Below are 14,179 nucleotides of genomic sequence, written 5' to 3'. Positions count from 1 at the left end.
ACCCTTTTGTCTCAAAAGCAAAAAAATAGACACATGAGCATTTCAATTAGACCTGACGAAATTAGTAACATTATTCAACAGCAAATCGAGCAATACGACCAAGAAGTCAAAGTTGCTAACGTTGGTACTGTCCTGCAAGTCGGTGACGGTATTGCCCGGATTTATGGTCTAGAAAAGGCTATGGCTGGGGAACTGTTGGAATTTGAAGACGGCACAGTCGGCATCGCCCAGAACTTAGAAGAAGACAACGTGGGCGCGGTATTAATGGGTGAAGGTTTAGAAATTCAAGAAGGTAGCTCCGTTACCGCCACAGGTAGAATTGCCCAAGTACCAGTCGGGGAAGCTTTAATTGGCAGAGTTGTCGATGCTTTGGGTCGTCCCATCGATGGCAAAGGAGATATCAAAACATCAGACAGCCGTTTGATTGAATCTCCAGCCCCCGGTATTATTGCTCGTCGGTCTGTACACGAACCGATGCAAACGGGTATCACAGCTATTGACTCCATGATTCCCATTGGTCGTGGTCAGCGGGAATTAATTATTGGCGATCGCCAAACCGGAAAAACTGCGATCGCAATTGACACAATCATTAACCAAAAATCAGAAGATGTAGTCTGTGTTTACGTAGCCGTTGGTCAAAAAGCTTCTACCGTTGCTAACGTCGTACAAACACTACAAGAAAAAGGCGCAATGGATTACACCATTGTCGTTGCCGCTAGTGCCAGTGACCCAGCAACTCTACAATATCTAGCTCCTTACACCGGGGCAACTCTTGCTGAGTACTTTATGTACAATGGCAAAGCAACCTTGGTGATTTACGATGATCTCTCCAAGCAAGCTCAAGCTTATCGCCAAATGTCCTTGCTGCTACGTCGTCCACCCGGACGGGAAGCTTACCCCGGAGATGTATTCTACATCCACTCTCGCTTATTAGAAAGAGCAGCTAAATTAAGCGACGAATTGGGTAAAGGTAGCATGACAGCCCTACCAATTATCGAAACCCAAGCAGGTGACGTTTCTGCCTACATCCCCACCAACGTAATTTCCATTACCGACGGTCAGATCTTCTTATCTTCTGACTTATTTAACGCTGGTATCCGTCCAGCTGTAAACCCCGGTATTTCCGTATCCCGCGTAGGTTCTGCGGCTCAAACCAAGGCAATGAAAAAAGTTGCCGGTAAGATTAAGTTGGAACTAGCACAATTTGATGACCTGCAAGCCTTCGCACAATTTGCTTCTGACTTAGATAAAGCTACCCAAGATCAGTTGGCACGGGGTCAACGGTTACGGGAATTGCTCAAACAACCACAAAATGCTCCACTTTCGGTATACGAGCAAGTGGCAATTCTCTACGCTGGTATTAACGGTTACTTAGATGATGTTCCTGTAGACCAAGTAACTAACTTTACTAAAGGTCTACGTGAGTACTTAAAGACTGGTAAACCTCAGTACACCGAAGCAGTACAAACAAAGAAAGTACTAGGTGATGACGAAGAAACAGCCTTAAAAGAAGCGCTCACCGAGTACAAGAAGACCTTCAAAGCCGCAGCGTAATTTAGTCATTAGTCAGTAGTCAGTGGTCAGTAGCAAAAGACAACTGACAACTGGCCCTTACGGGGTCGCCAGTTACTCATGGGGGAAACCACGGCAGTTCCTACAAGTCGGGGAACCCGCCCAACGGACTGCCTCCCCAAGACCATACTGGCTCACAACTGACAACTAACAACTGACAATCCATTAAAGAATATGCCCAATCTTAAAGCAATACGCGATCGCATTCAGTCGGTCAAAAACACCAAAAAAATTACAGAAGCAATGCGCTTAGTAGCTGCGGCTAGAGTGCGTCGCGCCCAAGAACAAGTATTAGCAACTCGCCCCTTTGCCGATCGCTTGGCACAAGTTTTGTATGGTTTACAAACCCGGCTGCGGTTTGAAGAAGCCAACCTACCACTGTTGAAAAAACGGCAAGTTAAGTCTGTAGGGCTATTGGTTGTTTCTGGCGATCGGGGCTTGTGTGGTGGCTATAACAGTAACGTCATCCGTCGTGCCGAAAACCGCACCAAGGAACTTAAGGCAGAAGGTGTAGATTATACATTTGTGCTTGTAGGGCGCAAAGCTACACAATACTTTCAACGCCGCGATCAGCCTATTGATGCTACTTACACAGGGTTAGAGCAAATCCCTACTGCCGCCGAAGCGAGTAAAATTGCCGATCAACTACTTTCTTTATTCCTTTCAGAAAAAGTAGACCGGATCGAGTTAGTTTACACCCGATTCGTCTCCTTGGTTAGCTCTCGTCCTGTAGTGCAAACTTTGCTACCCCTCGATCCTCAAGGATTAGAAGCCGCAGATGACGAAATCTTCCGTCTGACAACCCGTGGTGGTCAATTTGAAGTGGAACGGCAAAAAGTAACTAGCCAATTCCGCCCTTTACCCCGTGACATGATTTTCGAGCAAGATCCAGTGCAGATTCTCGATTCTCTGTTACCCCTATATTTGAGTAACCAACTCTTACGGGCATTGCAAGAATCGGCTGCGAGTGAACTAGCAGCACGAATGACAGCCATGAGTAATGCGACTGAAAATGCTGGTGAGTTGATTAACACCCTGACGCTGTCTTACAACAAAGCTCGGCAAGCTGCAATTACCCAAGAACTTTTAGAAGTTGTAGGTGGTGCAGAAGCGTTAACTTAAAATTGGTAGTGGGTAATTGGTGATTAGCGCACACATGAATTTTAACAGGTATACGATGTATTCAGTTACTTTTCATTGAAAGCGGCGGGAAACTCCATCCCTTCATAGGTGGTTAAATCAGTTATCACTGATAACTGATTACTTCTTCCCCATACTTCGGCTACGCCCTTCTCTACGAGAGGCTGCGCTCAGGCTAAACTCAGTACAAGTGTTCTATGCTAGAAAACTTCATCCCGCAAGTAGCGTGAAGTTTTTTATAAGTTTGAATGTTGAGATTTTAATAGCGATCGCCCATAACTTCAAATTCACAATGAAAAACCATGCCTCTTTTTGGCGTGGTTTTTAAGTATTAGTAACAAAATATACAAAAATATCTAATTTAAGATTTAACCATATATCAAGATACATGGCAATTATTCATAAGGCATTGCTACTATGTTCGTAAAATTACAGTTTCAAGACATTAGACTCAAAAGTAAGACAAATTAGTATTATGTCCTTTAAACTAAAATTCCTTGAAAAGCTAACTAAATAGGAGCATCTATGGAACCACTTATTGCGATTGTCTTAGCACTCATGGGCTATGCCTTAGGATCTGCAAAAGTTATTAATGAAGGCAACGAAGCTTTGGTTGAACGTTTAGGGCGATATCATCGCAAACTAACGCCAGGTCTCAACTTCATCGTTCCCTTAGTTGATACCATCGTTATGGAAGATACTACACGAGAGCAGATTTTAGACATTAAGCCTCAGAAAGTGATTACCAGAGATAACGTCTACCTGGAAGTTGATGGCGTTGTCTCTTGGCAAATTACCAATATGGAGAGAACTTTTTATAAGATTGAGGATATTCAACTTGCGCTGGCTAACTTGTCAACAGTTGAACTTCGTGCCTACATTGCCGATAGAACTCTCTCGGAAACCATTTCCTCTAGAAATGAAATGAACCAATCCCTGTTGCAAATTTTGAACGAAATCAGTGCAGAATGGGGAGTGAGAATTTTGCGAGTGGATATTCAGAGCATTACACCACCTGAAAGCGTACAGAAGTCGATGGCAGAACAGCAAGCTGCTGAAATTAGAAAACAAGCAACGATTAGCACAGCAGAAGGAGAAAGGCAAGCTGCAATTAAAAGAGCGCAAGCCACCAAAGAATCAATCCAGATACTTTCTGAAGCGATGAGTTCTAAAGCGGAAACAAAAGAAATTTTGAGATATCTTGTGGCTCAAGAACAGGTAGAAGTTAGCCAAAAACTGGGTGCAAGTACCAATGCTAAAATTGTATTTCTCAACCCGTCATTAACAGAGGGAGCATTAGATCAAATGATTGGAGAGACAGGAACTCATGAAGGTAACAATAATGGGTCTGAGAAAAATTCCCTTTAGGGACTTGCAACTAAAAATTGCGGAAGTAGGAAAACAGTGTTTCGACTACGCGACAGTCGAGTTTCGACTGCGCTCAACTGCCGCAAAGTCGAGATTCATCAACCAAAGCAGAGGGAGTAAGAAAAATAGGATTTGAATAGATTGGATAATTTAGTTAAAACTAAATTTTCAATTTGATTGTGGAGACTGTCGAAATAGCGCATCTGCAACTAGCGATACCTCGCGTATTTCTTTAACATCATGTACGCGTAGTATATCCGCGCCATTAAAAATAGCAGCACAACATGCTGCTGCCGTTCCCCAGACTCGGGCTTTTGGCTCTGGTTGATTTAAAATGCGACCAATGAAACTTTTACGAGATGCTCCTACCAAAATAGGGCAATTTAATGATTTCAATGCAGATAGGCGGCGGAAAATTTCTAAATTTTGCTCATAGTTCTTGGCAAAGCCAATACCAGGATCAATAATAATTTTATTTTGATTAATACCTGTAGCAGTAGCGATCGCAATTTGTTGAGTTAAAAAACTTATAATCTCCTGCATCACATCTTGATAATTAGTCATTTGTTGCATTGTCTGCGGTGTTCCGCGAATATGCATCAACACTATCGGCACATCTAAACTGACTACTGTTGGCAACATATCTGAGTCAAATGTGCCACCAGAAATATCATTGATCATATCTGCTCCAACTTCTACAGCAGCTTTGGCGACAGTTGCCCTAGTTGTATCCACAGAAATGGGTACTGAAATTTTTTCTCGCAATACACGCAACACCGTTAATACTCGATTTAGTTCTTCTGCAAGAGTTATTTGTTCTGCTCCTGGCCGAGTTGATTGACCACCGACATCAATAATGTCAGCGCCCGCTGCTACCATTGCTTGTGCTTGAGCTAAAGCCCCAGAAATATGATTAAATTCACCGCCATCGCTAAAACTATCAGGTGTGACATTCAAAACACCCATAATATAAGTACGCTGTCCCCAATTGAAACAGCGATCGCGAATTATTAGCTTGCTTGACATACGGCAGCTTTTAGTTGCTAAACTCCGCTTAGAGACTTCCAATTAAAAAAATATCCCATCGCTGTGTAGTACTCTGGCAAGTCAACTTTGCTGGGTTAATGGGAAAAAAGTCCAGTTCTTTTCTCCCCCTGCTTCCTCTGCTTCCTCTGCTTCACGGCAGTTGCTCCTGGGGGGAACCCCCAAGACCGCACTGCCTCCCCTACTTGCCTCCACCCGTCATTTTTGGGTTGACAATCCAGTAGGCAGGGGGGCAGCAAGAGAGGAAAAGATTAAAGAAAGGGTAAAGGATGAAAAAACCAATTCTTTAACCCTTCCCCTGGTTACTGAGCGTTTTGTACTGAGTTTAGCCTGAGCGTAGCCGAAGGGCGAAGCCGAAGGAAGTCGAAGTATCCCCCTTACCCCTTCTTTCCTATGCCCGATTTTATTTATAGTTGACAATCCGAGCAAAACTTTCAGGTTCTAGACTTGCTCCTCCCACAAGAGCGCCATCAATTTCAGGCTGAGCCATGATTTCATCAATATTGTTGGGCTTCACTGAACCACCGTATTGAATTGAAACATGAGGATTACTCAACTGACTACGAATCAGACCAATGACTCGATTTGCCTCTTTGGCTTCGCAAGTGTCACCAGTACCAATCGCCCAAATGGGTTCGTAGGCAATAACTAGATTATCCTGATCAACATCGATCAAGCCTTTATCCAACTGATTAATAATCAGTGATTCAGTTTCTCCAGCATCTCGTTGTTGCTTAGTTTCGCCAACACATAAAATCGGAGTCAGACCATACTTTTGAGCAGCCTTTAGGCGCAGATTGACAGTAGCGTCTGTGTCTCCAAAGTATTGTCGTCGTTCACTATGACCAACAATTACATAACGTACACCACTTTCTGTGAGCATAGGGCCAGAAATTTCACCTGTGTAGGCTCCATTTTCTTCCCAATGGATATTTTGTGCCCCTAATTGTATGAGGCTTCCGTGCAAACTCTTCGATAAAAGATTTAGATCAGTGAAAGGAGGACACAATAACACTTCTCGCCCTTGGGGCGTTTCTTGTAAGTGGGGCAGAAATCCTCGTAGAAACTCCTGAGTTTCTGCCTGGGTTTTGAACATTTTCCAGTTACCGGCAATAACGATTTTCCGCACAGGTGATTTAGTCAAATTCTTAACGCTACTAGATGCATTTTTCAGTTTATGACTTTTTGCTAGTCATTGATCAATGGGACTGGGCATGGGAAAGAGGCAGAGGGGCGGGGTGCGGGGTGCAGAGGGGAATGAAGAATGTCTTGAATTTGTTCATAATCTTTCTTTCTCCTTTTCTCCCTGCCCCCTGCCCCTCTGCTTCGCCAGCTCCCCTGCTTCCTCATGCCCCAATACCTTGTTAAAAATAACTAGGATAAGAAATAGGGTGAATTTAAAATCCCCAATGTCAAACTTGAAAGTGATATGACTTCCACATTGCCAGATCCTCATCAAAGCAATCCAGGTGACACTAATGCAAATTCTCTCAACTGGGAGGAAGAATTAGATAGTGCCATTTTTGACTTTGAAGACATTCAGAAGGAACTTAACTATAAACAAGCACAAACAGCACTGCGAAACTTAGTCACTAATCTCGACCTCACTCCCCAAGAAAAATCCGGCTTAGAGGCGGAAATTGCTGATTTGGAAACCATGTTGGGCAAGTTAGACCGCATGGTGGTTCAAATTGCTGCTTTTGGTATGGTGGGACGCGGTAAGTCTTCGCTACTAAATGCCTTAGTTGGGCAAACAGTTTTTGAAACGGGGCCGTTGCATGGTGTTACCCGTGCAGCACAACGAGTTAACTGGAGTATTAGTGAAGAAACGATTGGAGAAACTGAACGGGCTTTGCGGGTGACTCTCCCAGCTGTTGGTCAATCTCAAGTGGAATTAATTGACACTCCGGGGTTAGACGAAGTAGATGGTGATACTCGTGCAGCATTAGCTGAACAGGTGGCAAAACAGGCAGATTTAATTTTGTTTGTGATTGCGGGTGATATGACAAAGATAGAACATGAAGCTTTGTCTCAGTTACGGGAAGCAGGTAAACCAATCATTTTGGTGTTTAACAAAATAGACCAGTATCCAGAAGCAGACCGGATGGCAATTTATCAGAAAATCCGGGATGAAAGGGTACGGGAGTTACTTACACCTTTAGAAATTGTCATGTCGGCAGCATCACCATTAAGGAAAACAGCAGTTATTCGCCCCGATGGGACTAGAGGATTGCAGTTGCGTACAGGCACTGCTCAAATTGAAGAACTGAAACTAAAAATTTTGGAGATTTTGCATCGTGAGGGTAAAGCTTTAGTTGCTCTTAACACGATGCTTTATGCTGACACGGTGAATGAGCAATTGGTAGAGCGAAAACTGATGATTCGCGAACAAAATGCCAATCAGTTGATTTGGAAGGCTGTAATGACAAAAGCAGTGGCGATCGCTCTTAATCCCGTTACAGTAGTAGATATTGTTAGTAGTGTTGTTATTGATATTGCTTTAATTTTGGGTTTATCTAAACTCTATGGCATCCCAATGAGCGAAAGTGGTGCTGTGCAACTATTACAAAAAATTGCCCTGAGTATGGGCGGTATTGGTGCAAGTGAATTACTAGCAAATTTAGGCTTAAGTGGACTGAAAACTTTATTAGGCATCTCTGCACCAGTAACTGGTGGTGCTTCTTTAGTCCCATATATGACTGTGGCTATAACTCAAGCAAGTGTAGCTGGGGTTTCTTCTTATGGCATTGGACAAGTCACCAAGGCTTATTTAGCAAATGGGGCAACTTGGGGGTCAGAAGGGCCAAAAGCAGTAATCAGTCGGATTTTAGCCAATCTTGATGAGACTTCAATACTCAATCGCATTAAAGATGAATTGCTCCACAAGGTAAAATTCAAACATTAAGCTCATCCCACCCCTTGAAGGATATAACTGGCGTATTCGCCAGCTGTATCCTAAGTCGGGGATCTAACTATAGCTGTTGCCAAATAGTTTAGGACATAAGCTGATCCTAAAACCCTGATACCAAGAGACTTTCAAGCCTATTCCCTGTTCCCTGTTCCCTGTTATATCATCAGCTATCAGGATTAATGCGATGAAACACTACCTCCCGCACGCGATAGATGGGGCGACCTTGGGATTCATGGTATGTACGCATCAGTAATTCTGCTAAAAGACCAAAGCAAAATAGCTGTACTCCCGTTACTAATAAAAGAACTGCCAAGATTAGCAAGGGGCGATTGCCAATATCTTCTTGAAAAGCCAATTTGACAAAAGTTAAGTAAATTCCGATTAGTCCTCCTGCAAACATTGAAGTTAAACCCAACAACCCAAAAACGTGCATCGGGCGGGTCAAGAATTTCTTCATGAATAAAATAGTTAATAAATCCATCAATACCCGGAATGTCCGCGACAGTCCATACTTACTGCGACCAAAACGACGGGCATGATGACGCACGGGCATTTCTGTAATTCTTGCTCCTTCAATGTAGGCTAAAGCAGGTAAAAATCGGTGTAATTCCCCGTAGAGGTTCATATCTGCCACCAATTCCGCACGATAAGCTTTGAGCGAACAGCCGTAGTCATGAATATTGACGCTAGTGGTGCGTCGAATTAGCCAGTTAGCAATTTTGGAAGGAAGTAATCGCTTGACGGCTCCATCTTGGCGTTTTTGCCGCCAACCACTCACCAAGTCGTAGCCTTCATCTAATTTTGCCAACAACATGGGGATATCAGCCGGATCGTTTTGGAGGTCAGCATCTAAAGTAACAATTGCTTTGCCTAGTGCATGTTTAAACCCAGCCGACATGGCCGCAGTTTGACCGTAATTACGTCGTAAAATTATCGCTTTTAAATCAGGGCGGATTTGCGCTTGGGTTTTAAGAAATTCTCCTGAACCATCACTAGAACCATCATCCACACAAATGATTTCATAACTTAATTGACTAGCAGATAATGTAGATGCGATCGCCTCTAATAAAAGTGGTAAACTTTCCACTTCATCGCGCACTGGCACTACCACCGAAACATCGGGAACAATGGCTGAAATTCCTCCATTGTCACCAGTAATCCCTTCCGAAATTAACCCACTCCTCATAATTCCTCAGGCTCTTCGTGGTTTGTAACTTTGAATAACTCTACCAGCGCCTCGCAGCTGCTGATAGTATGACTGACTCACCGCATCTCCCTGTTCCGAGAGTATGTCAATTCCAATACCATTTCTTCCTTGGTTTTGTCCAGAACTATGGATGTAAGATTTATCTCCTAAATAAAGTCCGACATGAGTGGCTTTTTCAGGAGTCCCAAAAAAGACTAAATCCCCTGGTTCTAAGTTGGCAATGGCAATTGCCTGGGTGAAATCTTCTTGTTGATAAGCATCTCTAGGCAACCAAATACCTACAGAAACAAATGCCGCCTGCATCAAACCAGAACAGTCATAATTCGGGCCGACCGTGCCACCCCAAAGGTAATAATTTGACTGTTGCATGGCTTTTTGTGTGAAAGCGATCGCCTCTGGTAGCAGTTTTTTGATGTCAAACTCAGAAAATGATTTAGCCTGATAAAGTACACTAGCAGGTTGTAATAAACTCAAATCAGCAAGGGATACCCACCCTGGATAATCATCCTCACATAAATAAACCTCGACTGCTGAGTTCTGATGATTTGATGTTACTTGTAAATGTCGCCCACAAGCGGCTTGAGTTGCTAAACGCGTACATGCAGGAGAATCATATAAGTTCAGATCAGCAAGACATTGGTATTCTCCCACTTGGGAATTTGGGATCTGGGATTTTAAATTAGAAAGCATTCTTCAAGGTGAATAGCTAATAATGATTTTCTTTAGAAAAGACGAACAACTTGAAAATCTGGGTAATGGCATTTTAGATGCAACTTGGGCAACATTTCCAAATTTAGCTCGTAATCAAATTGCTCTAACTTGGATTGTTTACGATCCGCCAGTCCCGGTAAATACTGGTGGCGCTTTGACTCCTGACGCTTTTTGGAATCACCCAGTCCGTGGTTTCACTTATCGCGGTGTTGAACGTATTTACCCCGCAAGTGTAGTCAAGCTATTTTACCTAGTAGCAGTGAATGAATGGCTAGAAAAAGGCATGAGCCAGACTTCTCAAGAATTAGAGCGAGCCTTACGCGATATGATTGTGGACTCTAGCAACGATGCTACTAGTTTAGTTGTGGATATTCTCAGTGGTACTACTTCCGGGCCAGAGTTACCAACTGGCCCTTTTGAAACCTGGAAATATCAGCGTAATATTATTAATCGCTATTATCAGTCTTTAGGCTGGGAAGAAATGCAGACGATTAACGTCTGTCAAAAAACTTGGGGTGACGGTCCTTATGGACGGGAGAGGGCATTTTACGGTGAGATGCTAGACAATCGTAATATGGTGACAACTAATGCGATCGCTCGATTGCTTCATAGTATTGTAGGGGGAGTAGCAGTTTCCAGTGAGCGATCGCAAGCAATGATGGCTTTGCTTAAACGCAGCCTCAACCCAGACGATTTGCCCACAGATGTAGAAGAAGATCAAGTAACAGGTTTTTTAGGCAGTGGTCTGACCCAAAATGCTCAAATTTGGTCAAAAGCAGGTTGGACAAGCCAAGTCCGTCATGATGCAGGGTATATTGAGTTACCAGAACAGCGTCCTTACCTTTTAGTAGTATTTACTGAAGGTAAAGCACACGCTAAAAGCCGCGCTATTTTGCCTTTTGTCTCGAAGCTATTTGCTGAAGCAGTTAGCAGTTTATAAAAGAATGCCCTCGGAAAATTTATGAGGGCATTCTTTAATAATCAGGACTTATGCAAAGTCATTGAAAAACATAGACCAAAGGGCTTGCCGTAGGCTACCGCAGAGGACGCAGAGGACACTGAGAAATAGGAGTTTCAGAGAGTTATTGCGTAAGTCATAATGGTATTGGTTTGCTATTAAAATCCTACACAAAAGCTAATTTAGAAAATTAATGTTTCTAACTTTGCTTGCACTTCTTCTATTAAATCTGCTGCAACTGTTTCAACAAATTTTACTTTTCTAGCTTTCCAGTCAAGTGTTTTAATTTGATCAGCTAGCACAACTCCTGCTGTTTTCATATCTTCAGTAAGCGGAACTTCAAATTTAAGTCCTTTTGATTTACTGGTTATAGGACACGCCAAAACTAGAGAAGACATTTGATTGTATCTAATTGGAGATATAACCAGAACAGGGCGGTATCCCTGTTGTTCGCGTCCTTGTTGTTGAAGTTCATTATTCAGCGTTATAGCAATGTCTTCAAATGATATTCCAGCTTTATGAAGGGCAAATGCACGCTGAATTGAATCAACAGTAAATTGTTTCTTTGCTCCAAACTCTAATTTGATAATATCTCCTCTTTCAGGAAAATATGGTTTAACTACCAATCTTCATTCCCCACAATATTGCCAGTTTCAAATTCAGAATGAAAATTCTCAGGAGTCATCCCTTCCAATAACTCATCAAGAGTATATCTTCTTATTTTTTGTGGCGTGATAATAATACTGTTCCCTTCTACGGAAAAATCTATACTAATGCCTTCAGTTATCTGTGCTTGTTCAGCTATCAATTTTGGAATCCTGATAGCTAAACTATTTCCCCATTTAGCAACAACAGCTGTCATAGTTAGCTCCAAGATAATTTCGTGAAAACCTCACGTTTAAGCTTCCGTTTTCTTAGTCAAAGCAAAATGCTATCATACGTTTAACGTATATACTTTGAATATACATATTTATCTATAGGGTGTCAACACCCTCGTATTTATTTATAAATTTCAGTATAAAAAATACTGCATTTCCTAAATTAGTCTATTGCAAAAGGAAGTTTCGCGATCGCTCCTCGTTATAACCTTTGCTTGGAGATCAGCCATTAACGCAATTCCCCCTTTTTCAGGATGTAAGAATCGATTTTCAGGTGCTAGAGTTTGAATATTGCCCAAATTTGTTGATTTAGAACCACAACATACTGATTGTGGCAATGTTCTGTTAGGAGTAAATGTGAATACTATTTTTTTTCGTAAAGGCGTTTTATTGCCAAGTTTAGCTGCTGTTGCAGTTCTGGGTACTGGTTTATCTGCTACCGCCCAAACTGTGAATCAGACTCAAAATCAGCAGTTAACTGAGCCTTCCGCAACTGCAACGCCTTCCAACGATTTGAGCGCTAAACTCAAGGCTAATCGTCAAAATCTTACCACTGAAACAACTGCTAACACTAATCAAGCACTAGTATCTGATGTAACCACGTTACAACAGTTTCCTAGTGCTAACACAGAAGTAACAGGCGATCGCATACTCACACCTGTTCCTGGAACAGTAGCAACCTCATCGATGGCACTTGTAAACGAGTATGCAGAACCTACTTCATCTACCTCTCAACCATCTGCTCCTCAAGTAGCGCAATCAGATATTGATTTAGGTAGACCTACCCGTGGTGGCAGCAGCTATATCGGTGTGGCTGGTAATATTGGTATAAATGGTGGTGAATCGTCTTTGGGTGATGGTAACTTTGCAGTCATCAGTAAAGTTGGGTTGACAAACGCCCTATCAGTAAGGCCATCAGCTGTGTTTGGTGACAACACCACAATTTTACTTCCCATCACTTATGACTTTGCTTTTCAGCAAACTGATCCATTTAGCGAACCATTAGCGATCGCACCTTATGTAGGAATAGGTGCAGCCATTAACACCGGCGATGACTCAGAAGTTGGCTTTTTGGCTTCTGGTGGTATCGATGTACCTCTCAATTCTCAGTTTACAGCAACGGCGGCTGTCAACGCTGCATTCTTTGATGAAACTGATATTGGTTTGTTGCTAGGAGTTGGTTACAACTTTACTGGCTTCTAATTTAATCATCTCTAAAATAAAAGGCAAAAGTGAAAAGTGCTTTTGCCTTTTATTTTTAACTACTAGAAATTTGAGTCAAAATAATAGATAATTATAGTAAGGAGCAGATAACAGAAAATAGACTTAAAAGTTTCATAATGTCAAGATTTTAGCTCCCTCTTTTAAAGCTTGTTAGCGCTCTACTAAGAGCCAAAGCAAGAATCATTTTGATGAAGTTGTTAGGAAATGATGAAATTAAATTTTAAATATTCTCACAGTTTGGAGTAAATATTCTAATGCTGATAACTATTTAAATGAGGAGTTGTAATTTATTTAAATAAAGCGTTTTTCTCACTTTTATATTTTCAAGTTTTACTTTAAATAGAAAAAAGAATTTCATTAAGACAAAACTCAATGACTAATCCAATAAAAATATCAAATAATCTTAAAAACTTAGAGAACGATCAAAAAAGAGAAGAAGAAATTATGCGTGATGTTCTTCTCTTGTTAGAAAACTTGATTTATAGAGAGGAAATTACAGTTAAGCTGATATTGAATTGTCTCTATGAGATAGGTTCAGTGAACCTGATAAACCAAAGATTTCAGTCTCAGACTCTCAAAGGAACTCTAAGACTGATGTCTAATCTGCCCAAACCAGTATTTAGAATTATTGCTTGGCGCTGGTTTAAGAAAAATTGTCCTCGGTTAATTGCGAAATGGCTACAAGGTCAAATTGCTTTCAAAGTAGTAGAGAAATCCAAAACGCCAGTAATTGTAGAAAATCAAGCCCCTACACTCAATTCTCTGCCTCAATCTCAATATCAAATTCAAGAAGTTAAACTTTTGCGATCGCAAGTGAAAGTACTTACTGGTGTTTTAGTGAGTATAATTACTATCTTTGGTGGTAGTTTTATTTGGTTAAGTTATTCGTTAGAGCGATCGCATTTACAAACAGTTGAAGAGCTACAAACCCAAGTCAAAACACTAGAGGCTAGTATTAACAAACGCTAGGGACTTGCGTAAAAAGAAAGTACCACTAAACCGAGTTTCGACTGCGCTCAACTCTCGACAGTTGAAGGTTGAACGCAGCGCTGCACTGAGCCTGTCGAAGTGTCGAAACCCGATTGCTTGGGACACTATTAACCCGCGGATTCCCTAGGGACTTCCAAGAAATAAATTAATCAGCAAAAATCATAAGTTAATCTTTA

At 41.8% G+C, this 14,179-nt stretch carries 13 protein-coding genes; 7 read left to right on the top strand and 6 right to left on the bottom strand.

Annotation, left to right across the window (positions count from 1 at the left end; translation table 11 throughout):
* The first annotated feature begins 33 nt into the window (after window positions 1-33).
* The 3 genes from atpA to QI031_RS22575 all read left to right on the top strand — a co-directional run bounded on the left by atpA (window position 34) and on the right by QI031_RS22575 (window position 4,080).
* Window positions 34-1,554, top strand: coding sequence for a F0F1 ATP synthase subunit alpha (atpA, locus tag QI031_RS22585; protein WP_281481856.1), 1,521 nt, complete (start codon window positions 34-36; stop codon window positions 1,552-1,554).
* Between the two features lie 192 nt (window positions 1,555-1,746).
* On the top strand, window positions 1,747-2,694 hold the full coding sequence (locus QI031_RS22580; RefSeq protein WP_281481855.1) for a F0F1 ATP synthase subunit gamma: 948 nt from the start codon (window positions 1,747-1,749) through the stop codon (window positions 2,692-2,694).
* 543 nt (window positions 2,695-3,237) lie between these two features.
* The gene (locus tag QI031_RS22575) at window positions 3,238-4,080 is read left to right on the top strand and encodes an SPFH domain-containing protein (protein ID WP_281481854.1); all 843 of its coding nucleotides are present in this window, start codon (window positions 3,238-3,240) and stop codon (window positions 4,078-4,080) included.
* Between the two features lie 168 nt (window positions 4,081-4,248).
* Here the strand turns inward: QI031_RS22575 and folP are convergent, their stop codons facing one another.
* Both folP and tpiA read right to left on the bottom strand, forming a co-directional pair.
* The gene (gene folP / locus QI031_RS22570) at window positions 4,249-5,106 is read right to left on the bottom strand and encodes a dihydropteroate synthase (RefSeq protein ID WP_281481853.1); all 858 of its coding nucleotides are present in this window, start codon (window positions 5,104-5,106) and stop codon (window positions 4,249-4,251) included.
* A 421-nt stretch (window positions 5,107-5,527) separates the two neighbouring features.
* On the bottom strand, window positions 5,528-6,253 hold the full coding sequence (gene tpiA, locus QI031_RS22565) for a triose-phosphate isomerase (RefSeq protein ID WP_281486101.1): 726 nt from the start codon (window positions 6,251-6,253) through the stop codon (window positions 5,528-5,530).
* Between the two features lie 300 nt (window positions 6,254-6,553).
* Here tpiA and QI031_RS22560 point away from each other — a divergent pair, with 300 nt between their 5' ends.
* Window positions 6,554-8,029, top strand: a complete 1,476-nt coding sequence (locus QI031_RS22560) for a GTP-binding protein (RefSeq protein ID WP_281481852.1) — start codon at window positions 6,554-6,556, stop codon at window positions 8,027-8,029.
* A 169-nt stretch (window positions 8,030-8,198) separates the two neighbouring features.
* On the opposite strand, the gene QI031_RS22555 is transcribed toward QI031_RS22560, so the two are convergent.
* On the bottom strand, window positions 8,199-9,221 hold the full coding sequence (locus QI031_RS22555; protein WP_281481851.1) for a glycosyltransferase family 2 protein: 1,023 nt from the start codon (window positions 9,219-9,221) through the stop codon (window positions 8,199-8,201).
* A gap of 6 nt (window positions 9,222-9,227) precedes the next feature.
* Complete coding sequence (locus QI031_RS22550; protein WP_281481850.1) at window positions 9,228-9,932, bottom strand: C40 family peptidase; 705 nt, start codon at window positions 9,930-9,932, stop codon at window positions 9,228-9,230.
* A gap of 22 nt (window positions 9,933-9,954) precedes the next feature.
* Between QI031_RS22550 and QI031_RS22545 the strand changes: the two genes are divergently transcribed.
* Window positions 9,955-10,893: a serine hydrolase gene (locus tag QI031_RS22545; RefSeq protein WP_281481849.1), complete on the top strand. Its 939-nt coding sequence runs from the start codon at window positions 9,955-9,957 to the stop codon at window positions 10,891-10,893.
* Between the two features lie 200 nt (window positions 10,894-11,093).
* Here QI031_RS22545 and QI031_RS22540 read toward each other — a convergent pair whose 3' ends face one another.
* The gene (locus QI031_RS22540) at window positions 11,094-11,537 is read right to left on the bottom strand and encodes a type II toxin-antitoxin system PemK/MazF family toxin (RefSeq protein ID WP_281481848.1); all 444 of its coding nucleotides are present in this window, start codon (window positions 11,535-11,537) and stop codon (window positions 11,094-11,096) included.
* Entirely contained in the window at window positions 11,531-11,773 is a 243-nt protein-coding gene (locus QI031_RS22535; protein WP_281481847.1) for an AbrB/MazE/SpoVT family DNA-binding domain-containing protein, read from the bottom strand. The genes QI031_RS22540 and QI031_RS22535 overlap by 7 nt, the downstream gene beginning before the upstream one ends.
* A 373-nt stretch (window positions 11,774-12,146) precedes the next feature.
* Here QI031_RS22535 and QI031_RS22530 point away from each other — a divergent pair, with 373 nt between their 5' ends.
* Window positions 12,147-12,992, top strand: coding sequence for a hypothetical protein (locus QI031_RS22530; RefSeq protein WP_281486100.1), 846 nt, complete (start codon window positions 12,147-12,149; stop codon window positions 12,990-12,992).
* Window positions 12,993-13,385: 393 nt separating this feature from the next.
* Entirely contained in the window at window positions 13,386-13,982 is a 597-nt protein-coding gene (locus QI031_RS22525; RefSeq protein WP_281481846.1) for a hypothetical protein, read from the top strand.
* The last annotated feature ends 197 nt before the right edge of the window (window positions 13,983-14,179 follow it).

The organism is Halotia branconii CENA392 (assembly GCF_029953635.1).
Classification (GTDB): domain Bacteria; phylum Cyanobacteriota; class Cyanobacteriia; order Cyanobacteriales; family Nostocaceae; genus Halotia; species Halotia branconii.
Note: the sequence above shows the minus strand (reverse complement) of the source record. Positions and strands in the feature narration are given on the sequence as shown.

Excerpts from the sequence above, each read along its gene's own strand:
- QI031_RS22560 (WP_281481852.1), top strand. The coding sequence starts at position 6,554 with ATGACTTCCACATTGCCAGATCCTCATCAAAGCAATCCAGGTGACACT.
- QI031_RS22575 (WP_281481854.1), top strand. The coding sequence starts at position 3,238 with ATGGAACCACTTATTGCGATTGTCTTAGCACTCATGGGCTATGCCTTA.
- QI031_RS22525 (WP_281481846.1), top strand. The coding sequence starts at position 13,386 with ATGACTAATCCAATAAAAATATCAAATAATCTTAAAAACTTAGAGAAC.
- QI031_RS22535 (WP_281481847.1), bottom strand. The coding sequence starts at position 11,773 with ATGACAGCTGTTGTTGCTAAATGGGGAAATAGTTTAGCTATCAGGATT.
- QI031_RS22555 (WP_281481851.1), bottom strand. The coding sequence starts at position 9,221 with ATGAGGAGTGGGTTAATTTCGGAAGGGATTACTGGTGACAATGGAGGA.
- QI031_RS22545 (WP_281481849.1), top strand. The coding sequence starts at position 9,955 with ATGATTTTCTTTAGAAAAGACGAACAACTTGAAAATCTGGGTAATGGC.
- QI031_RS22550 (WP_281481850.1), bottom strand. The coding sequence starts at position 9,932 with ATGCTTTCTAATTTAAAATCCCAGATCCCAAATTCCCAAGTGGGAGAA.
- folP (WP_281481853.1), bottom strand. The coding sequence starts at position 5,106 with ATGTCAAGCAAGCTAATAATTCGCGATCGCTGTTTCAATTGGGGACAG.
- QI031_RS22580 (WP_281481855.1), top strand. The coding sequence starts at position 1,747 with ATGCCCAATCTTAAAGCAATACGCGATCGCATTCAGTCGGTCAAAAAC.
- atpA (WP_281481856.1), top strand. The coding sequence starts at position 34 with ATGAGCATTTCAATTAGACCTGACGAAATTAGTAACATTATTCAACAG.